General features: G+C 66.2%; 14 protein-coding genes. 8 read left to right on the top strand and 6 right to left on the bottom strand.

What is annotated here, in order from left to right; translation table 11 throughout:
* Nucleotides 1-40: 40 nt before the first annotated feature.
* The 3 genes from HWX07_RS30045 to HWX07_RS30055 form a co-directional block, all read right to left on the bottom strand.
* Nucleotides 41-808, bottom strand: coding sequence for a hypothetical protein (locus HWX07_RS30045; RefSeq protein ID WP_175878749.1), 768 nt, complete (start codon nucleotides 806-808; stop codon nucleotides 41-43).
* Between the two features lie 62 nt (nucleotides 809-870).
* Nucleotides 871-1,296: a hypothetical protein gene (locus HWX07_RS30050; protein ID WP_175878750.1), complete on the bottom strand. Its 426-nt coding sequence runs from the start codon at nucleotides 1,294-1,296 to the stop codon at nucleotides 871-873.
* Nucleotides 1,297-1,927: 631 nt separating this feature from the next.
* Nucleotides 1,928-2,923, bottom strand: coding sequence for a LysR substrate-binding domain-containing protein (locus HWX07_RS30055; RefSeq protein ID WP_175878751.1), 996 nt, complete (start codon nucleotides 2,921-2,923; stop codon nucleotides 1,928-1,930).
* Between the two features lie 588 nt (nucleotides 2,924-3,511).
* Here HWX07_RS30055 and HWX07_RS30060 point away from each other — a divergent pair.
* The 7 genes from HWX07_RS30060 (at nucleotide 3,512) to HWX07_RS30090 (ending at nucleotide 14,836) form a co-directional block, all read left to right on the top strand.
* The gene (locus HWX07_RS30060; RefSeq protein ID WP_012338365.1) at nucleotides 3,512-4,927 is read left to right on the top strand and encodes a circularly permuted type 2 ATP-grasp protein; all 1,416 of its coding nucleotides are present in this window, start codon (nucleotides 3,512-3,514) and stop codon (nucleotides 4,925-4,927) included.
* 64 nt (nucleotides 4,928-4,991) lie between these two features.
* The gene (locus HWX07_RS30065; protein ID WP_011547955.1) at nucleotides 4,992-5,933 is read left to right on the top strand and encodes an alpha-E domain-containing protein; all 942 of its coding nucleotides are present in this window, start codon (nucleotides 4,992-4,994) and stop codon (nucleotides 5,931-5,933) included.
* 8 nt (nucleotides 5,934-5,941) lie between these two features.
* Entirely contained in the window at nucleotides 5,942-6,955 is a 1,014-nt protein-coding gene (locus tag HWX07_RS30070) for a transglutaminase family protein (RefSeq protein ID WP_175878752.1), read from the top strand.
* A gap of 93 nt (nucleotides 6,956-7,048) precedes the next feature.
* Nucleotides 7,049-10,462 carry a transglutaminase family protein gene (locus HWX07_RS30075; protein ID WP_175878753.1) on the top strand — a complete coding sequence of 1,138 codons (3,414 nt, stop codon included), beginning with the start codon at nucleotides 7,049-7,051 and terminating at the stop codon, nucleotides 10,460-10,462.
* A 214-nt stretch (nucleotides 10,463-10,676) separates the two neighbouring features.
* The gene (locus HWX07_RS30080; protein WP_175878801.1) at nucleotides 10,677-13,283 is read left to right on the top strand and encodes a circularly permuted type 2 ATP-grasp protein; all 2,607 of its coding nucleotides are present in this window, start codon (nucleotides 10,677-10,679) and stop codon (nucleotides 13,281-13,283) included.
* Nucleotides 13,277-14,386, top strand: a complete 1,110-nt coding sequence (locus HWX07_RS30085; protein ID WP_175878754.1) for a transglutaminase family protein — start codon at nucleotides 13,277-13,279, stop codon at nucleotides 14,384-14,386. The genes HWX07_RS30080 and HWX07_RS30085 overlap by 7 nt, the downstream gene beginning before the upstream one ends.
* A gap of 177 nt (nucleotides 14,387-14,563) precedes the next feature.
* The gene (locus tag HWX07_RS30090; RefSeq protein ID WP_027807048.1) at nucleotides 14,564-14,836 is read left to right on the top strand and encodes a hypothetical protein; all 273 of its coding nucleotides are present in this window, start codon (nucleotides 14,564-14,566) and stop codon (nucleotides 14,834-14,836) included.
* 69 nt (nucleotides 14,837-14,905) lie between these two features.
* Here the strand turns inward: HWX07_RS30090 and pip are convergent, their stop codons facing one another.
* Nucleotides 14,906-15,838 carry a prolyl aminopeptidase gene (pip, locus tag HWX07_RS30095; protein WP_048989122.1) on the bottom strand — a complete coding sequence of 311 codons (933 nt, stop codon included), beginning with the start codon at nucleotides 15,836-15,838 and terminating at the stop codon, nucleotides 14,906-14,908.
* A 325-nt stretch (nucleotides 15,839-16,163) separates the two neighbouring features.
* Here pip and HWX07_RS30100 point away from each other — a divergent pair, with 325 nt between their 5' ends.
* Nucleotides 16,164-17,315 (top strand): acyltransferase, encoded by a 1,152-nt coding sequence (locus HWX07_RS30100; protein WP_175878755.1) that lies wholly within the window; start codon nucleotides 16,164-16,166, stop codon nucleotides 17,313-17,315.
* A gap of 29 nt (nucleotides 17,316-17,344) precedes the next feature.
* Here HWX07_RS30100 and HWX07_RS30105 read toward each other — a convergent pair whose 3' ends face one another.
* Both HWX07_RS30105 and HWX07_RS30110 read right to left on the bottom strand, forming a co-directional pair.
* Nucleotides 17,345-18,163 carry a multidrug ABC transporter ATPase gene (locus HWX07_RS30105; RefSeq protein ID WP_175878756.1) on the bottom strand — a complete coding sequence of 273 codons (819 nt, stop codon included), beginning with the start codon at nucleotides 18,161-18,163 and terminating at the stop codon, nucleotides 17,345-17,347.
* Between the two features lie 141 nt (nucleotides 18,164-18,304).
* Entirely contained in the window at nucleotides 18,305-20,077 is a 1,773-nt protein-coding gene (locus HWX07_RS30110) for a patatin-like phospholipase family protein (protein WP_175878757.1), read from the bottom strand.
* Nucleotides 20,078-20,232: the final 155 nt, after the last annotated feature.

Here is a 20,232-nt window from a genome sequence, read left to right on the forward strand (position 1 = left end):
CGCGTCGCCGGGCGGCGAGGCCCGGCGGCATCCGGTCGGTTCACAGGCGGTTGCGGACCGCTTGTCCGAGCAACGCGCGCGATTCGCTGTTCGTCGGATCGATGGCGAGTGCACGGCTCGCGTTCTGCTCCACGCAGCTCCATTCGTCGATCCGTGCGCACCAGCGCGCCCTGGCCAGAGCGCGGGCACCTTCCACTTCGTCGTGCGTGACGCTGGTGGCCTCCATGTGCGCCGTGCCGGCGATATACGACTGCGGTTGCAGTCTCGGCCCGGGGTCGGGATGTTTTCTCGTGCGCGCCAGCGCCTGCGAACGTGACGTCCGGTGCGCATCGCCCGGGCGCGTCGCGCGACTGCCGGTCGACGCGGCGTGCGGGGTAGCCGCGAGCCGGGTCGGCGGCACGTGTGCGGGGCGCGGGTGTTGCGTGTCCGAACCTGTCGCCGCTTGCGGCGGTACGGCCGGCACGGCCGGGTCGGCCGCGGTCGACAAGGCCGGCGTGGCCGACGCCGAGGGCGTCACCGGGCCGGCCTGCGCGACCGTCGACGTCGAGCCGGCGGGCGTGGCGGTGCCGGACGCGCCGCCGGTCGCCGCCACGATGAGCGTGCGGTAGTTGCCAACGGCGGTTCCGATCACGCCGGCGATATCGTGCGTCACGCTCGCATGGCCGATCCCCGCGTCTCGCTCGACGTACGCGAAGGCACCGAAGATCGCGGCAAATGCAGCGACGCTGAGCGCCGCATTCTTTCCCGGACCCCACGAGGATTTCGGCTGACGGGCGGGCGAGCCGTCCGGTCGTTCTGCACGGGGCATTCAAGACTCCTTGATTCGATGCGTTCTCCGAATGACGCGATCGGAGCGGGGCGGCGCGACGTTCACCATCGCAACTGCGTGGTGAGCGTGCCCGTCTCGACGATCGCGAACTGGGTGGCTCCCTGATAGGTCCCCTCGACCCGATAGCTCGCATCCGGCACGCTGAACAGGCAGCGCGATCCCGGGGCGTTGAATTCGACGAGCACGCGCCCATGCCGGCGCAGGCGCACCTGCACGTTGGAGAGGGGCTGCCCGGTGCTCCCCGACAAGAAAGACACGCCCAGGTTGTACGGGCGTCCGTCAGGGGGAAGCGGCGCGGTACCGTCGATCCGTGCGTCGCCGCAGATATACGAAATCACGTACCGGTTTGCCCCCGGACTGGACGCCGGCGGCGGGGCCGCCGGTGTCTGGGCCGTGGCGTTCATGCAGAGCGTGGAGAGCACGACGCTCAGGAAAGGGCGAGCCTGCTGTCGAAGCGAGGGTGACATTGCAATCTCCCGTCCGGAATCGATGACGCGCGTCGACGCCGAGTCGAATTTGCCAACGTTCTTTTTGCGACACGCTATTGATACACGATGGTTTTTGAACCAACAACCGCGTGTGGCCCGAATGGGACGAGAGAAAAGATCTTATCTAAATAGGATAAAGAAGGATTTATGAGGATCGCTTAATGCTGAATAAAGGCGATATTGCCGAACATGGAAATTGCTAGTCGGTAGCGATGATCGAGCACGCTTTGAATCACGTCGGAGGTATCGCCCTTCGTGCCGAAAAATAACGACTGATAAAAGAAACTATTGCGGCTGTATTCGAGGCGAATCGATGAAGAACCGGATACAGATCGCCCATCATGAAATGAGGGTGCGACGTTTTTGATGATTCCGACAGTTACAGGTAAATCGAAACTTGTGTAACAAGGTATTTCTGTCTGGAAAAGCGGGCCGATTATTCTTACTTAATACGGAAAACAGTAAAAAATACGACATGATTCGCAAACGTTTGCGTTTTATAGAAATCGATTATGAGCCGTCGAGGGATTTTACGGAGGCCGGCGGGATTATCGATTGCTATGGTGAGCGCACGTATTCGCGCCGGGAGATTCACGGCGCGAATACGCCGTCAGCGGGTGCCGCCCGCGCTTCGCCGCGCGCTGCGCATCGCCGGCGCGGCCGCCTCTTCAATACCGATCGCACCGTCGAGCGCCGTGCGCGGCCGGTTCATGATGTAGGCCCACAGCTGCTCGGCCGCGAGCCCGCGCTTGCGCGCCGATCGATACAGGCGGATTTCGAGTTCGGTGATCCAGTCGCCGGTGCCCGCGCACACGAGCGTGCCGTCGGCGAGCTCCTTCGCGACGCAACTTTCCGGCAGCCAGCCGATGCCGTGCCCGGCCACGACCATGCCTTTCAGCGCCTCGGACATGTGCGTCTCGAAACACCGGTGCAGCACGTACGGCTCGGTCGCATTCAGCAGCAGCATCTCGACGATGTTGCCGAGAAAGGCGCCCGACGAATACGCGAGCAGCGGCAGCGGGGCATCGGGCGTGCCGGGCAGCTGGAACACCGGCTTGCCGCGCGCGTCGGGCGACGACACGGGCAGGATCCGCTCGACGCCGAGGCTGACGAACGGGAAGTGGTTCGGGTCGAGCACGATCGGCAACTGCGGATGGTGATAGCCGAGCAGCAGGTCGCATTCACTTTCGACCAGCTGCTGCACGCCTTCCGGCACGTTCACCGCATTGACGCGGGCAGTGATGTGGCCGACCTCGCTGTTGAGCTGCTTGAGCCATTCGGGAAACAGCGTGAACACGAGCGTATGCGCGACGGCGAAGCGCACGACCTGGTCGCTCGCCGCGAACTGGTCGTAGCCGTTCACGAGATTGCGCGCCGCATACATGCTGCGCAGGATGTCCGCGGCGAGCCCGCGGAACATCTGGCCGGCCGGCGTCAGCGCGATCGGATTGATGCTCCGGTCCACCAGCTTCGCATCCATCCAGGTTTCGAGGGCGGCGATTCGCCTGCTGAACGCCGACTGCGTCAGGTGCCGGTGACGCGCGGCCCGGGAAAAACTCTTGGTATCCGCCAGGCTCAGGAAATCTTCCAGCCACTTTGCTTCCATTTCGATCTTCGCTTTTTATAGTCGGGCGCCTGAAAGGCGGCGCCGTCTGCTGCACCAACGTTCTAGCGTACCGCGCATCGCGCCGCTCGGGCCGATGTTTTTTTTCGATCGGTGTCAGTCGAAATATGCATGGGCGTTGTCGGCGGGATTACGGCTGCATAGCGTTGAGGGGCCGGACCGGTTAACCGGACAGTTCATCGCGTCGGACTGTCGCGGCCGCCCGGACGGCACTTCCCCCCAGGGCCGGCTGCGCCGTGTGCGTGCCGGCCCACCCGTTCATGGTCGTTTCGGGGGCGTTGGCTCGCCGCTTTTGGTGCAGTGCAGATTGCACAGCCGTGACACGTGGGAGAACTATGTTCGTCGGACGCGGCGCAGCATCGATCGTGCACGCTCGCGGCGCACCGCGAGCGGCCGGCGCGTCCGAGGTTGCACCGTTGTGGTGCGTAATGCCGCGCAGGCATGCTTGACGCGGCGCGAAAAACGGGGGGATATCGAAGGGATCGAGCAAGGCACGTTCCTTGCAAAGCATTCAGTACGCCGGTCCGGCATGCGCAATGCCGGGGAAAACGATCGATGGAGAAAAGATCGATGAAGCCATTCGATGAAATGCTGCAATCCGGCGACATGGTAAGGGCGCCTTACGCGCGCCTGAAGCAATGGCTCGACACGCAGAACCCTGCGAGCCTCGCCCAGAAGGCCCATGACGCGGAAGGCGTGTTCCGCAAGACGGGCATCACGTTCGCCGTCTACGGCGACGCGGAGGCCGCCGAGCGGCTGATTCCGTTCGACATCGTCCCGCGCATCATCTCGGGGGCGGAATGGAGCCGGCTGTCGCTCGGCATCGAGCAGCGCGTGATGGCGCTGAACGCGTTCCTCGACGACATTTACCACCGTCAGGAAATCGTGCGCGCGGGCATCGTGCCGAAGCACCTGATCGCGCACAACGAGGCGTTCATCCCCGAGATGATCGATTTCCGGCCGCCCGGCAACGTTTACACGCACATCATCGGCGTCGACATCGTGCGCACCGGCGAGAACGCGTTCTACGTGCTGGAAGACAACGCGCGCACGCCGTCCGGCGTGTCGTACATGCTGGAAAACCGCGAAACGATGATGCAGCTCTTTCCCGAGCTGTTCCAGCAGGTGAAGGTGCGCCCGGTCGAAACCTATCCGCAGATGCTGCGCCAGTCGCTCGCGGCCGTGTGCCCGCCGGGCGGCAATGCCGACAACCCGACTATCGCGGTGCTCACGCCCGGCATCCACAATTCCGCGTACTACGAACATTCGTTCCTCGCCGACCAGATGGGCGTGCACCTCGTCGAGGGCAGCGACCTGCAGGTGATCGACGGCCGCGTCGCGATGCGCACCACCGAAGGCTTCCAGCCGATCGACGTGCTGTACCGCCGCGTCGACGACGCGTTCCTCGACCCGCTCACGTTCCGGCCCGATTCGGTGCTCGGCGTGGCCGGCATCATGGACGTGTACCGCGCGGGCAACATCACGATCGCGAACGCGCCCGGCACCGGCATCGCCGACGACAAGGCGATCTACTCGTACATGCCGGAGATCGTCGAGTTCTACACGGGCCGCAAGGCGCTGCTGGAGAACGTGCCGACCTGGCGCTGCGGCGAGGCCGACAGCCTGAAGTACGTGCTCGCGCATCTCGACGAACTGGTCGTGAAGGAAGTGCACGGCTCGGGCGGCTACGGGATGCTGGTCGGGCCGTGCGCGTCGAAGGCCGAACTCGAGGCATTTTCCGCGAAGCTGCGCGCGCGTCCCGCGAACTACATCGCGCAGCCGACGCTCGCGCTGTCCACGACGCCGATCCTGACCGACGCCGGCCTCGCGCCGCGCCACGTCGACCTGCGGCCGTTCGTGCTGGTGTCGGACCGGATCCGCATCACGCCGGGCGGGCTCACGCGCGTTGCGCTGCAGGAAGGATCGCTGGTCGTCAACTCGAGCCAGGGCGGCGGCACCAAGGACACCTGGGTGCTGGCCGACTGAGCCGGGCACGACCGCGCGCGCCGGAGCCGGCGCGCGAACCGAACGAAGACGGAGTGGACACGAGATGCTTCTGGGACGTACTGCAAGCGGCCTCTACTGGATGTACCGCTATATCGAGCGCGCGGAGAACATCGCGCGCATCGTGGATGCCGGGCTGCGGATGGCGCTCACGCGCACGGCCGACGCGCCGGCCGAATGGTCGTCGGTGCTCGTCAGCTCGGGCGCCGACGACGGCTATCGGGAGAAATACGACGCGTATGCGGCCGATACCGTGACCGACTACCTGCTGCGCGACCGCGACAACCCGTCGAGCGTGCTGTCGTGCATCGAGGCCGCGCGCTCGAACGCGCGGATGGTGCGCACGGCGCTCACGCGCGAGGCGTGGGAGAGCGTGAACGGCGCGTGGCTCGCGCTGCGCCGCGCGCTGGCGCAGCCGGTGCCGGAAAGCGAGCTGCCGGCCGTGCTCGACGAAGTGAAGCGCGAAACCGCGCTGATCCTCGGCAGCTTCTACAGCACGATGCTGCGCAACGAGATCTTCGATTTCGCGCAGATCGGCGCCTTCATCGAGCGCGCGGACAACACCGCGCGGATCATCGACGTGAAGTATCACCTGCTGCTGCCGTCGGTGTCGCACGTCGGCACGATCCTCGACAACTACCAATGGGAGACGATCCTGCGCTGCGTCGCCGCGCACCGTTCGTATCGCTGGGTGTACGACGTGCAGTACAAGCCGCTGAACATCGCCGATTACCTGATCCTGAACGGCCGTATGCCGCGTTCGCTGCGCTATTGCTACGGACGCGTCGTGTCGAGCCTGAACCTGCTCGCGAAGGATTACGGCGTGACACACCCGTGTCACGACACGGCCACGAAGATTCTGCAACTGCTGTCCGATACCTCGGTCGAGCGGATCTTCAAGAGCGGCCTGCACGAGTTCCTGACCGACTTCATCGGCCGCAACAACAGCCTCGGGCTCGAAATCGCCCAGGCTTACAACTTCGACTGAGACTTGCCATGCGACTCGCCATTCGACACATTTCGCGTTATCAGTTCGACGATCAAGCCAGCCATGCGCTGCAACGGCTGCGCCTGCGCCCGCAGTCGGGCCCCGGCCAGACGGTGCGCGCGTGGCAGGTCACGATCGACGGCGTCGAGCCGACGCTGTCTTACGCCGACGGGCTCGGCAACCGGATCGATCTCGTGCGCCACGATCGCGGCGCGAAGGCCGAGATCGTCGTCGTGGCGGCCGGCGTCGTCGAGACGCAGGACCGCGCGGGCATTCAGGGGAATTCCGAAGGCTATGCGCCGCCGTGGATCTTCGAGCGCGAGACCGCGCTCACGAAGGCCGGCGACACCGTGCGCGCGCTGACCGACGCGCTGCCGATCGAGCCGCACGGTCTCGACGCATTGCACTGGCTGATGACGGAAGTGCACGGCCGCATCGCGTACGCGCCGAACGTGGCCGCCGACGCCGCCGTCGATGCGGAAACCGCGCTGCAAAGCGGCGAGGGCACGAGCCGTGACCATGCGCATGCGTTCATCGCGGCCGCGCGCGTGCTGAAGATCCCCGCGCGCTACATCTCGGGCTACGTGCTGGCCGACAGCGCGATGCAGCGCATCGCCGACGCGAAGCAGAACGCGGGCGACATCGAGGAGGAGGAAGCGCTCGCGCTGCAGAGCGGCGACGGCATGCAGCAGGTGCTCGGCGCGTCGCATGCCGCGCAATCGCAGTCCCAGTCGCAAGGGCAGTCGCAGTCGCAATCCCAGGGGCAGTCGCCGGCGGCGCTCGGCGCGCAGCCGCAAGCCACGGCGCTGGCGCAGCAGCCGGCCGGCCACGCATGGGCCGAGGCCTATGTCGAAGGGCTCGGCTGGGTCGGCTTCGACCCGTTCATGAACCGTTGCCCGGACGAACGCTACGTGCGCATCGCGGTCGGCCTCGACCATCGCGACGCGCAGCCGGTGACGGGGCTCGGCGCGACGGCCGTCGGCGTCGAGATCAGCGTCGTGCAGACGCCGGAACTCGTCTGACCCGCGGCGCGCCTTCGCCGCCTCCGCCATGCCGGGCCGCCGCGTCGCAAGCGACGCGGCGTGCGCGGCCGGCCCAACCCGACTCGAGCTCCCATGTCCATCCACGTCGCGCTGCATCACACCACCCGCTATCGCTACGACCGGCTCGTCAACCTCGGCCCGCAGGTCGTGCGGCTGCGGCCCGCGCCGCATTGCCGGACGCCGATCCTCGCGTATTCGATGACGGTCGAGCCCGCGCAGCACTTCATCAACTGGCAGCAGGACCCGTTCTCGAACTATCTCGCGCGGCTCGTGTTTCCCGAGCGCACCGAGCATTTCGAGATCACGATCGATCTCGTCGCCGAGATGTCGGTGTACAACCCGTTCGATTTCTTCCTCGAAGCGAGCGCGGAGCAATACCCGTTCAACTATGACGACGCGCTGAAGACCGAGCTCGCGCCGTATCTCGCATGCGACCCGCAGACGAGCGCCGCGCCGCTGTTTCGCGCGTATCTCGACGGCGTGGACCGCACGCCGGCGGGCACCACGAACTTCCTCGTCGCATTGAACCAGCAGCTTCAGCGCGACATCGGCTATCTCGTGCGGATGGAGCCCGGCGTGCAGACGCCCGCGCAGACGCTCGAGCTCGCGTCCGGCTCGTGCCGCGACAGCGCGTGGCTGCTGGTGCAGCTGTGCCGCCATCTCGGCATCGCCGCGCGCTTCGTGTCGGGTTACCTGATCCAGCTCACGCCCGACGTCAAATCGCTCGACGGCCCGAGCGGCACGTCGGTCGATTTCACCGACCTGCACGCGTGGTGCGAGGTCTATCTGCCGGGCGCCGGCTGGATCGGCTTCGACCCGACGTCCGGCCTGCTCGCCGGCGAAGGGCATATTCCGCTCGCGTGCACGCCGCAGCCGACCAGCGCCGCGCCGGTCGAAGGGCTGATCGACGAGTGCGAGGTGTCGTTCGAGCACGAGATGAGCGTGACGCGCGTGTACGAATCGCCGCGCGTGACGAAGCCGTATACGGAATCGCAGTGGGAAGCCGTGCTCGCGCTCGGCACGCAGGTCGACGGCGCGCTGGCCGCCGGCGACGTGCGGCTCACGCAGGGCGGCGAGCCGACCTTCGTGTCGATCGACGATCGCGACGGCGCCGAGTGGAACACCGATGCGCTCGGCCCGACCAAGCGCGGCTATGCGACCGAACTCGTGCAGCGATTGCGCGCCGAATACGGCGACGGCGGCTTCCTGCATTTCGGGCAGGGCAAGTGGTACCCGGGCGAGCAACTGCCGCGTTGGGCGCTGTCGATCTTCTGGCGCGCGGACGGCCAGCCCGTGTGGCGGGATCCGTCGCTGTTCGCCGACGAGCGCGAGCCGTCCGCGTACACGACCGGCGACGCGAAGCGCTTCATCGATGCGCTCGCCGCGCGGCTGAACCTGACCGGCGAATTCATCCAGCCCGGCTACGAGGACGTCTGGTACTACCTGTGGCGCGAGCGCCGGCTGCCGGTCAACGTCGATCCGTTCGACGCGCGCCTCGACGACGAGCTCGAGCGCGCGCGGCTGCGCAAGGTGTTCGAGCAGCAGCTCGACAGCGTGGTCGGCTATGTGCTGCCGGTCAAGCGCACGGACGACACGCCCGGCCTCGAGGGGCCGCGCTGGCAAACGGGCCCGTGGTTCTTCCGCGACGAGCGGATGTACCTCGTGCCGGGCGATTCGCCGATGGGCTATCGGCTGCCGCTCGATTCGCTGCCGTGGGCGGCCCGCGGCGACCATCCGTACCTGGTCGAGCGCGATCCGTTCGCGCCGCGCGACGCGTTGCCGGACGCCGCCGCCATGCGCGCCCGCTACGCGGGCCCGGCCGACGCGCCGCGCTATCTCGCCGGCGTGCATCGCGAAGCGTCCGCGCAGACCGTGATGCAGTGGCGCGACGATGGCACCGCCACGCGCGGCCGACCGGGCGCCGTGGACCCGCATCGCCGGCCCGAGCGCTTCGAATCGGCCGCGTGGATCACGCGCACCGCGCTGTGCGTCGAAGTGCGCAACGGCATCCTGTACCTGTTCATGCCGCCGCTTGCCGCGCTCGAGGATTATCTGGAGCTGCTCGGCGCGATCGAGCTGACCGCGCAGGCGCTCGGCGTGAAGCTCGTGCTCGAAGGCTATCCGCCGCCGCGCGACGCACGGCTGAAGCTGCTGCAGGTGACGCCCGATCCCGGCGTGATCGAGGTGAACATCCATCCGGCCGCGAGCTTCGACGAACTCGTTGACCACACCGAATTCCTGTACGACGCCGCGTGGCAGTCGCGGCTGTGCAGCGAGAAGTTCATGGTCGACGGACGGCACGTCGGCACGGGCGGCGGCAACCACTTCGTGCTCGGCGGCGCGACGCCGGCCGACAGCCCGTTCCTGCGCCGCCCCGATCTGCTCGCGAGCCTGATCGCGTACTGGCACAACCATCCGTCGCTGTCCTACCTGTTCTCGGGGCTGTTCATCGGGCCGACGAGCCAGGCGCCGCGTGTCGACGAGGCCCGCAACGACCAGCTCTACGAGCTCGACATCGCGTTCGCGGAAATCCAGCGCAACAAGCTGCTGTTCGGGCAGGACATGCCGCCGTGGCTCGTCGACCGCGTGCTGCGCAACCTGCTGATCGACGTGACGGGCAACACGCACCGCAGCGAGTTCTGCATCGACAAGCTGTATTCGCCCGATTCGTCCACCGGCCGGCTCGGCCTGCTCGAACTGCGCGCGTTCGAGATGCCGCCGCATGCGCGGATGAGCATCGTGCAGCAACTGCTGCTGCGCGCGCTGGTCGCCCGCTTCTGGGCCGCGCCGTACACGACGCCGCTCACGCGCTGGGGCACCGCGCTGCACGACCGGTTCATGCTGCCGGAATTTCTTCAGATGGATTTCGACGACGTGCTGGCCGAGTTGCGCGACGCCGGTTTCGCGTTCGATCCGGCGTGGTTCGCGCCGCACTTCGAATTCCGTTTCCCGCTGTTCGGGCAGATCGCGGTGAACGGGATGGAACTGTCGCTGCGCGGCGCGCTGGAACCGTGGCACGTGATGGGCGAGGAGGGCGCGCCTGGCGGCACGGTGCGCTACGTCGATTCGTCGGTCGAACGGCTCGAAGTGCGCGTGACGGGGCTGAACGACAACCGGCACGTCGTGACCGTCAACGGCCGCGCGCTGCCGCTGCAGCCGACCGGCACCGTCGGCGAATATGTCGCGGGCGTGCGCTACAAGGCGTGGTCGCCGCCGTCGGCGCTGCATCCGACCATCGGCGTGCACGCCCCGCTCACGTTCGACATCGTCGATACGTGGCTGCAGCGCTCGCTCGGCGGCTGCCGGTATCACGTCGCGCATCCGGGCGGGCGCAACTACGCGACGTTCCCGATCAATGCGTACGAGGCCGAGAGCCGCCGGCTCGCGCGCTTCGTCGAGATCGGGCACACGCCGGGCCGGATGGACGTCGCGGCTGCCTCACCGAGCCGCGAATTCCCGTTCACGCTCGACTTGCGGCGGCCGTGAACGATCGATGACTGGGCGGACGACGATGCGCGGTTCGCGATCTCCGGGCACACCGGCGGGTCGCGGCCCGGCCGGAATGCTAGGATGCGGGCAGATTGCGGTTCCGCACCGCGGCTTGCCGCCCGAATGGCGGCGCGCGTGCGCGGCCGCACCCTGACGACGGAACGACATCGTGCCGCCCATTGACTTCGACCATCCCGCCGCCCTCGACGCGATGCCCACGCTTTTCGATACCGGCGCGCAGCCGGACGCCGCCGAACTGGCCGCCGCGCTCGCGGCGCCGGCCGCTGCCGGCCGCTACGACGAACTGCGCGGCAGCGCGGCCGGCCTGAACGCGCCCGCGCTTGCGCCCGCGTGGCGCAGCTTCTTCACGTCGATCGGCAGCGACGGCGTGGCCGACCTCGACCGCCGTGCCGACGCGCTCCACCGGCGCATGCGCGAGAACGGCCTGTTCTACCAGTTGCACGAGCAGCGCGCCGGCGACGGCGCGGTCGGCCCGTGGTCGCTCGACCTGCTTCCGCTGATCGTCACGCCCGATGACTGGGTCGCGATCGAGCGTGGCGTGCTGCAGCGCGTGCGGCTGCTCAACGCGACGCTGGCCGACCTGTACGGGCCGCAGACGATCCTGGAGCGCGGGCTGCTGCCGCCCGCGCTCGTCACCGGCCACCCTGGCTACCTGCGCGCGATGCGCGGCGCACACGTGCCGGGCGATACGTGGCTGCACGTCGTCGCGTTCGATCTCGCGCGCGGCCCGGACGGCCAGTGGCGGATCGTCGCGCAACACACGCAGGGCGCGGCCGGGCTGGGCTACCTGCTCGAGAATCGGCTGATCGTGTCGCGGCTCTTCCCGCGCGGCTTCCGCGGGCTGCGCGTGCAGCGTCTCGCCTCCGCGTACCGTGCGCTGCTGCAAAGCATGCAGTCGCTGAGCCCTGCCGCGAAGAATTCGCGGATCGTGCTGCTGACGCCGGGGCCGCACAGCGCGACCTATTTCGAGCATGCGTATCTCGCACGCTATCTCGGCCTCACGCTCGTCGAAGGCGGCGACCTGACCGCGCGCGACAACCGCGTATTCCTGAAGACGCTGAGCGGGCTCGAACCGGTGCACGGCATCCTGCGGCGCGTCGACGACGCGTGGCTCGATCCGCTCGAACTGCGGCCCGATTCGATGCTCGGCGTGCCGGGGCTGTTGCAGGCCGTGCGCGCGGGTAACGTGCTGCTCGCGAATGCCCCGGGCTCGGGTTTCCTCGAATCGCCGGCGATGCTCGGCTTCATGCCGCGTCTCGCGGAAGGCCTGCTCGGCGAAACGCTGACGCTGCCGGCCGTGCATTCGTGGTGGTGCGGCGAGGCGGCCGCGTGCGACGACGCGCTGCCGCGGCTCGCGCGCAGCATCGTCAAGGCATCCTATCCGCCCGACGTGCAGGAGAACGGTGCATTCGAACCGGTGATCGGCGCGCGGCTCACGCAGGCACAACTGGCGGAATGGCGCGCGCGGATTCTCGCGCGGCCCGAACATTACACGGTGCAGGCGGATCTGCCGCTGTCGCAGGCGCCGACCTGGCCGCGGCCCGATGCGCCCGACGGCAACGACAGTGCGCGGATCGTGCCGAAGCCGCTGCTGCTGCGCGTGTTCGCGCTCGCCGACGGCGCGCAGCGCTGGCGGTTGCTGCCGGGCGGGCTGTCGCGGGTCGGCACGCGCGACACGCTGTTCAATGCGCCGATGCCGCATGGCGGCAGTACCGTCGATACGTGGGTGATGACCGAGGGCATCGTCGATTCGACGACGCTGCTGCAGACGCACCTCGGCCCCGACGATCTCGTCGAGCGGCCGCGCGCGATCGCGAGCCGCGCGGCCGAGAACCTGTTCTGGCTCGGCCGCTACACCGAGCGCGCGACCAACCTGATGCGTCTGGCGCGTGCCGCGCTCGAACGGCTGCGCGGCGAGGACGACGTCGACAGCCCCGCGCATCTGGAACTGATCGACACGTTGTGCCGCGACACCGGCCTGATCGCGGCCGACGCGCCGAACGCCGTCGATGCGCCGCGCGCGTTCCAGCATGAGCTGGCGACGTCGCTGACGCGCGGCGCCGACCGCACGTCGGGGATCGCGTCGTGCCTGTTCGGCATGCGCGGGGCGGCGGCGGCGATCCGCGAGCGGCTGTCGAGCGATCAATGGCGGCTGATCGACGACGCGACCCAACTGTTCGCCGACAGCGCTGGGCAGCAGGAAGCGGAGGAGCAGGTCGGCAACGACGCGCTGCAGTTGCTGGAGCGCCTCGGCCTGCTGCTCGGCGCGATCACCGGCGCGCAGACCGACAACATGACGCGCGACGACGGCTGGCGCCTGCTGTCGATCGGCCGGCAGATCGACCGGCTCGACTTCCTGTGCAGCGTGCTGAAGTTCGCGTTCGACGAAGGCGCCGTGCATCGGCAGGACGGCTTTGAACTCGTGCTGGAACTGTTCGACAGCACGATCACGTTCCGCTCGCGCTTCCAGCGCGGCTTCGACGTCGCGCCGCTGCTGTCGCTCGTCGTGCTCGATACCGACAACCCGCGCTCGCTCGGCTGGGTCGTGCAGGCGCTGCGCGGGCGGCTGACCAAAGTGGAGCGCGGCGAAGGCTATGCGCTGTCCGAGCTGGCCGAGACGGTGCCGGACATCCCCGCGTGGTCGCTGCACGAGCTGTGCGAGACCACCGAAGGCGGTCGGCACGAGAAGCTGCTCGCCGCGCTCGACACGACGGTGAAGGCGGTCTGGGAGCTGTCGAACCGGATCGGCGAGCGCTATTTCAGCCACGTGCGCGAGGCGGGCAGGACGCTATGGTGACGACGAAAGGCGCGCCGAAAACACCGGCCGGTTCCGCAAGCGCACGGCAGGCGCCGGCCTCGGCTCCCGTTCCGGCTCCAGCCCCAGCCCAGGCCCAGAGCCAAGGCCAAGGCCAAGGCCAAGGCCAGGCCGCAACGAACGCACCGGCCGCCGCCGCACCGGGCCGGTTGCTGCGCGTCACGCACGACACCGAATACCGTTACGCAGCACGCGTCGAATCCGCGCAGCACCAGGCACGCCTGCAACCGCTCGCGACGCCGCGCCAGCAGGTGCTGTCGTTCTCGCTCGACATCGAGCCCGCGCCGGAATCGGTCTGCACCGAACTCGACGCGTTCGGCAATGCACGCGCGTCGTTCGCGCTGAACCTGCCGCACGACACGCTGCTGGTGCGCAGCCGCAGCACCGTGCGCGTGACGCCGCCCGCGTGGTCGCTCGGCGCACGCGGCGAGCCGCCGCCTGCGATCGCGAACCCGGACGCCGCGCTGGCCACCGCGTGGGAGGCCGTGCGCGACCGCTTGCGGTTCCGCGCGGGGCAGCCTTACGACCCGGCGAGCGAATTCTTGTTCGCGTCGCCGCACGTGGCGTGCGACCCTGAACTTGCCGCGTACGCGGCCGCGAGCTTCACGCCGCAGCGGCCGCTGGTGCAGGCGGCGTGGGATTTGATGCGGCGCGTGCATGCCGATTTCGCGTACACGCCGAACAGCACCGACATCACGACGTCGGCACTCGACGCACTGCGGCTGCGCAAGGGCGTCTGCCAGGATTTCGCGCACGTGATGATCGGCGCGCTGCGCTCGCTCGGGCTGGCCGCGCGCTACGTCAGCGGCTATCTGCTGACGCAGCCGCCACCCGGCCAGCCGCGGCTGATCGGCGCCGATGCGTCGCATGCGTGGGTCGAGGTGTACGACCCGGCGTGGCCCGAGGATGGCGGCTGGCTGCAACTCGATCCGACCAACGATCGTGCGCCGGGCGACGACTACGTGATGCTGTCGATCGGGCGTGACTACGCGGACGTGACGCCGTTGCGCGGCGTGATCCGCGGCGGCGGGGCGGATCAGGAACTGAAGGTCGGCGTGACGGTCGAGCCGCTCGATGCGGCTTGAGGGTGCCGCCAGGCGGGCTCACCCGCTTTAAGTCTTCGTTAATTCTGCACGCCTAGCATGGTGATGCCGGCGAACGATTCGGACCCCGGTCCGACGCGCCGGCGGCACGCGCGGGTGCGTCGACGTCACGGCGCCGCGTCGTCGCGCGTCGCCATTTCCATGCAACGGCGGCAGACCATGATCAAGCACTTCGACTACACGCTCGGCAACGAGACGATCGCGCTTTGTGCGAGCTTCGGTGCGGGCCCGGCATTCCGCCGCGTGCTCGTGAGCCGCGCGGATTCGATGGAGACGCTCGTGGTGCTCGATGCGCGCGGGCTGTCAGGCTTGCTGAAGGTAGCGACCGAGGAACCGGAAGGGCTGCTCGACGACGCGATCCGCAAGGTCGGTGACGAACAGCTCGTCGAGCAGGCGATCAGCGGTCGGACGATCGTCGAAGCCGCTTTGTGATCGGGCGGCGCGTGAGCGTGCCGGCAGGCACGGCAGCACGCGCCGCATCGGTTCGCGTTGTTATGTTGCTCAGGCGGCGAACCGGTCCGTCGCCGCGACCAGCGCTTCGAGAATCCCCGGTTCGTTGTATGCGTGTCCGGCGCCGGGCACGATTTCGAACGTCGCCTCCGGCCACGCCTTCGATAGCTCCCACGCCGTGCGTGCGGGTGTCGCGATGTCGTAGCGGCCCTGCACGATCACGCCCGGAATGCCGGCGAGCCGATGCGCGTCGCGCAGCAATTGGCCTTCCTCGACGAAGCCCTTGTTCACGAAGTAGTGGTTTTCGATCCGCGCGAACGCGAGTGCGTAGTGGCCGTCCGCGAAGTGCGCGGCGAGCGCGGGATCGGGCAGCAGCGTGATCGTGCGGCCCTCCCAGATGCTCCACGCGCGCGCGGCTTCGAGCTTCGCGGCTTCGTCGTCGCCGGTCAGTCGACGATGGTAGGCGGCCATCAGGTCGCCGCGCTCGGCTTCCGGAATCGGTGCAAGGAAGTCTTCCCAGTGATCGGGGAACAGCCACGACGCGCCTTCCTGGTAGTACCACAGCAATTCCGCGCGACGCATCGTGAAGATGCCGCGCACGATCAGCGCGCTCACGCGTTCGGGGTGCGTCTCGGCGTACGCGATCGCCAGCGCGCTGCCCCACGAGCCGCCGAACACCAGCCATTGCTCGGCGCCGACCATCTCGCGCAGGCGTTCGATATCGGCGACCAGATCCCATGTCGTGTTGTTCTCGAGGCTCGCGTGCGGCGTCGAGCGCCCGCAGCCGCGCTGGTCGAACAGCAGGATGTCGTAGCGCTCGGGATCGAACAGGCGGCGATGGTCGGGGCCGCAGCCGGCGCCGGGGCCGCCGTGCAGGAACACGGCGGGCTTGCCGGCCGGGTTGCCGCAGCGCTCCCAGTAGATGCGGTGGCCGTCGCCGGTGTCGAGGTGGCCGTGGGCGTAAGGTTCGATCGGTGGGTACACAGGCAGGCTCCGGGTGAGGGTCGACAGGGGCGGACGAGGTGCGGGCCGGTGTGCGGGCGGGTACTGCGGAGAGTGCTGCGCCGCAAAATTCGTTGCGTGGGCATCGGACCGGCCGCCGCCGGACAAGGCTTGTCATTATGCCCATTCGCCGCGCCGGACGTTGGCACGTTGTGGCGGGGCGTCCGTCGCTGGCGGCATGTGCGCCGCGGATTTTTGAAGCAATTTCATTCCGATATTTTTCATACAAAATCCCGGCGGCAGGGCGGCGTGCGGATCGGGCGCCCGCCAACTCCTGTTTCTCCACCGTGCCAACGGAAACCAGCCGATGAACCATCGCGTCACGCAGTTGACCGGGTTGCGCGCCGTCGCGGTCGCGATGGTCGTCGTCGGTCATGCCGAGCATGTGCTGCCCGGCGGCTATACGGGCTGGTATGCGCCGTTGCGGCTGATCGCCGACGGCCGGCTCGGCGTGCTGATCTTCTTCGTGCTGAGCGGTTTCCTGATCACCAACGTGCTGCGGGCCGAGTTCGCGCGCACCGGCGGTATCGCGCTGACGTCGTTCTACGTGCGCCGGGCGCTGCGGATCTGGCCGGCCTGCTACGTGTATCTCGCGGCCGTCGCGATCGTGGCATTCGCTGGCGGCTTCGACGTCGATCGCCGGCAGTGGCTCTATGCGGCGCTGCATCTCTGGAATTACTCGGCATGGTTCGGGCTGACCGGCGACAACGCGTTGCATCCGGACGGCGCGTGGTACCTCGGTCATTTCTGGTCGCTCGCGCTCGAGGAGCAGTTCTACTGGTTCTGGCCGCTGCTGTTCGTGTTCGGCATGCGCCGCGCCGGCACACGGTGGCTGGCCGCGCTGATCCTGATCGTGCCGCTGGTGCGCGCCATGACGTATTTCGTTGCGCCCGCGCTGCGCGGGCAACTCGGGATGATGCTGCACACGGGTGTCGATCCGATCCTGATCGGCTGCTATGCGTCGCTCAACCGCGAACGGCTCGAAGCGTGGATCGGCACGTGGCGCGGCGAGGCGCGCATCGTGACGGCGCTCGTCTTCGTCGTGCTGCTCGGCATGCCGCTCGCCGAACACCGGCTCGGCGGCTTCTGGAATGCGACGTACGGCGTGACGCTCGAAGCCGCGCTGATCGCTATCGTGATCGTCGTGCTGAATTTCCGCGGCGAGTTCTGGTGCGCGCGCTGGCTGCGCGCCGGGCCGATGGTGTTCGTCGGCACGATTTCGTTCAGCCTCTATCTGTGGCAGCAGCCTTTTGCGAACCCGCGATTGCCGGTGCCGCATGGGTTTCCGCTCGGCATTGTGTGGGCGCTGATGGCCGCGACCGCCAGCTATTTCCTCGTCGAAAAACCGTTCCTGCGGTTGAAGGATCGCTATACGGCGCGCGAGGCGCGACGCGTGCGGGACGACGCGTTGCGGATGCCGGCGCCGACCGAGGCGATCGGGCCGAAGGTGGTGGAGTAGGCGGGCGGGGCGGCGTCGCGCCCGTGGCATTACTTGAACAATTTCATCGCGGCCGGCGAATACCAGAAGTTCCGGAACATGTCGATTCCATAGGACTTACCGTCGTAGTGGACGATCGTGCGCGCCGTGCGCTTGCCCGTATCCGAGTAATCCCCGTTCTTGCGCTGCGTCTTCGTGATGTGCGCGGTGATCGAGAGGTCGGCGAAGCCATGGCTCGACGTTTTCTCGACGGCGATCGTCATGCGGGCGTCTTCGCTGCGCGCATCGTCTGTACCCGGGCCGCAGGCGTCGCCTTCGACGCTGACCCAGCCGTACAGATTCGTACCGAACACCGGGCGGATACGGCCACCTTCGCGCACCCACAGCGTCAACTCTTCGCTGGCGTTGGCATCCGGGCAACTCGGCCCACGCGCGCTACTTGTAAACACGACGCCGAACGCGCGCACCTCGGGCGACAAACGGTAGGGCGCCGTGTCGATGCGATAGCTGTTCTCGTCGATCTCGGTCGCCGCATCCTCTTCGACCACCGACCGATCGGCCGCCACGACCTTGCCGCCCTCGACGAGCGCCACGACCTGTAGCTTGCGGCTGACGTACGGGTCCTTGCTCCTCGGCAGCGAATCGAAGGCGACGGCGGCGATCGTCGTTTCCGGCGCGTTCGGCATGGCCTTGCACGACGACGCGACGACGAGCCGGTCCGCGTCGCGCGTGGCGATGCGTGCGCTCGCGATGCCGGCCCAGCGGGCGATGGCCGTGACGGTTTCGTCGCTGCAAGACTGGCTGTCGGCGGCGTGGGCGACAGGGGCGGCGGCGAGCGCCAGCAGCGGGGCAAAACGAAGGATTCTCATTGTCGCGATCGGAAATGTTTCTTCATGAATTTTCGTGAGTGTCGCCACTGGCCCGAAGCGGCCTCTCGGGCCTAACGACGGATTCCGTGGTACAGCGGCCTCTCGCCGATATTTATCGAAAACCTAGTCGAACCGTAGGCGCTATTGCCCCTTGGCCTCTGATCCATTCCATCCATAATATTTGAGGACATTTTTCCAAAACGCCTCCCGAGCCTCGAGTGTTGGAATCGGGTCATAGCGTCGTCTTTCAATATAAGGATTGTCACCGACTTTGTGCCCCGGTGTAGCTATCCAGTCACCGAACACCTCCTCGCCACTTCTTCGACGAGTCATCTGTGCCTCTGTAAACGAGGTCGTCTCGTCACATGAATCTGAGGCTTTCTCGTAGAACCCTGACGCATGTTTAGCAGTTCCAGAAAGTATTTTCCGTAAGTGCATCAAACAAATATTTTTTGGGTTAAACAGTAGCTTCACGTACATCGATATGTCGCTTTGCTGCTCAAGCGACAAACCGAACGTCGTCGGAATTTTTTTCAAGCGGAGTCTGAGGGCTCTCTCCTCGTTGTCGTATACCCACAAATTTATTGGCGGTTCATGGCACTTTGAGTCTGGATCGCCGTATTTACCGTCGCAGTAAACGACGTTTGGCGGTTCTGCAAGCTCGCTGCTATCGAACGATAGGTGAACAAAATACAGTTTACGCTTCAGGAGGGCATTAACTTCGTCCCAATTCACGCGTACGCCGCCGCCACAGATGTCCGAAGGCAAGTCATCTTTGCGACACTGCTCGCTGTCGGCGGGAGGTGTGAACATGCGTGACTTGAACTCCGCAAGTAGGCGAGTACGATTTGCGGCCAACAATGCGTCAAAAGCAGCGAGAAGCGTATGAGTATCTAGTACCCATCCCGAAGCCGATCGCATGCTTGGCGTGTCATCTTGGTGAAACCCTTGCGCTCCAAATGCATCAACCGTCAGGACCACGATCTGGTCGCAGTTCGTTAAGAGGCGATGCGAGTCTTCAATCAATGCTCTTTTCACCGCCAGTAGACCAAGGTTGTCAACGTTTCCGCCGTCGATGAGATGGATGAACCTCGGCTTTCCCAACTCCCGCTCGGTCGAGCCTAACCGAAATCGGTTTAGAACGACGGGAGAAAGCAACCCGGGAAACGCTGCAGATGCTGCGACAGCACGGGAGAGAGGCAACGTCGAGTAATTGACACCGATGGAGTCTAGGTCCGACGGTGAAAACGTGAACAGACTCCCGAACGGTCGAGGCTGAAATGCCGTGGTGCCTTCGGCTGTGGCAACGGTAGAATTGATAATAATCTGGGGACGATTTGGATTAAAGTCGCCAAGTGTCAGTTGCCGTTTAGCTGGCGACAGTCCAAACAAAACGCTTGAGTTCAAAGCCGCAAAAAACGCGTCTGTACGATTCGTGTGACCAAAAATGTAGCCGCCAAGGAACTCAGGATTTGCTAGTTGTTCGGCCATGTCGAATTTCAAATTTTCAGCGAGCCGTGTGCGAATCAGTGAATCATTCCATACAGGCCGCCAACTGTCCCCTGTAGTCCGGTCGGTTGAAATGCCGTACAGCGCGGCAGCTAGCGATCCTCCTGACACGGACGAAACAACGTTGATGTAGTTCGTTAGATCAGTTCCGTCGACGTCCTTTAACTCTGATATTACGCGCGCGCCTAAATAGGCAGCTCGAGACCCTCCCCCTGAAACGGTCAAGAAGAATGCGGTATTTTGGCCGCTACCGTTTGCAGAACACACCTGTTTCTGGAGAATTGGTTCGGAGCGGTTTCCGACCGAGAGTGATGCTTCGGGTGATCCGGCGATATTTGGTGCGCATCCAACGGCCAATATTGCAGCGATTAGAAGCGAGGAGATCAAAGCGACTCGGTTTTGCATGTTAAATACGAAAATTATTAGGCCTGTCCCTTATTGTGATGCTCGGTGACCATTGCTTGCGCTATCTATGCACGCACACGACTTTGGCGTGGCCGGTGTCCGAAGAGTGTTGCGCTCCGAACGACAGTTTTCTAATTCGATAGCGAGATACAAGT

The organism is Burkholderia sp. BCC0097 (genome assembly GCF_902832985.1).
Taxonomy (GTDB): domain Bacteria; phylum Pseudomonadota; class Gammaproteobacteria; order Burkholderiales; family Burkholderiaceae; genus Burkholderia; species Burkholderia orbicola.

What these genes read in the sequence shown, in the direction of transcription:
- HWX07_RS30045 (WP_175878749.1), bottom strand. Translation starts at nt 808, where the DNA reads ATGCCCCGTGCAGAACGACCGGACGGCTCGCCCGCCCGTCAGCCGAAA.
- HWX07_RS30050 (WP_175878750.1), bottom strand. Translation starts at nt 1,296, where the DNA reads ATGTCACCCTCGCTTCGACAGCAGGCTCGCCCTTTCCTGAGCGTCGTG.
- HWX07_RS30055 (WP_175878751.1), bottom strand. Translation starts at nt 2,923, where the DNA reads ATGGAAGCAAAGTGGCTGGAAGATTTCCTGAGCCTGGCGGATACCAAG.
- HWX07_RS30060 (WP_012338365.1), top strand. Translation starts at nt 3,512, where the DNA reads ATGAAGCCATTCGATGAAATGCTGCAATCCGGCGACATGGTAAGGGCG.
- HWX07_RS30065 (WP_011547955.1), top strand. Translation starts at nt 4,992, where the DNA reads ATGCTTCTGGGACGTACTGCAAGCGGCCTCTACTGGATGTACCGCTAT.
- HWX07_RS30070 (WP_175878752.1), top strand. Translation starts at nt 5,942, where the DNA reads ATGCGACTCGCCATTCGACACATTTCGCGTTATCAGTTCGACGATCAA.
- HWX07_RS30075 (WP_175878753.1), top strand. Translation starts at nt 7,049, where the DNA reads ATGTCCATCCACGTCGCGCTGCATCACACCACCCGCTATCGCTACGAC.
- HWX07_RS30080 (WP_175878801.1), top strand. Translation starts at nt 10,677, where the DNA reads ATGCCCACGCTTTTCGATACCGGCGCGCAGCCGGACGCCGCCGAACTG.
- HWX07_RS30085 (WP_175878754.1), top strand. Translation starts at nt 13,277, where the DNA reads ATGGTGACGACGAAAGGCGCGCCGAAAACACCGGCCGGTTCCGCAAGC.
- HWX07_RS30090 (WP_027807048.1), top strand. Translation starts at nt 14,564, where the DNA reads ATGATCAAGCACTTCGACTACACGCTCGGCAACGAGACGATCGCGCTT.
- HWX07_RS30100 (WP_175878755.1), top strand. Translation starts at nt 16,164, where the DNA reads ATGAACCATCGCGTCACGCAGTTGACCGGGTTGCGCGCCGTCGCGGTC.
- HWX07_RS30105 (WP_175878756.1), bottom strand. Translation starts at nt 18,163, where the DNA reads ATGAGAATCCTTCGTTTTGCCCCGCTGCTGGCGCTCGCCGCCGCCCCT.
- HWX07_RS30110 (WP_175878757.1), bottom strand. Translation starts at nt 20,077, where the DNA reads ATGCAAAACCGAGTCGCTTTGATCTCCTCGCTTCTAATCGCTGCAATA.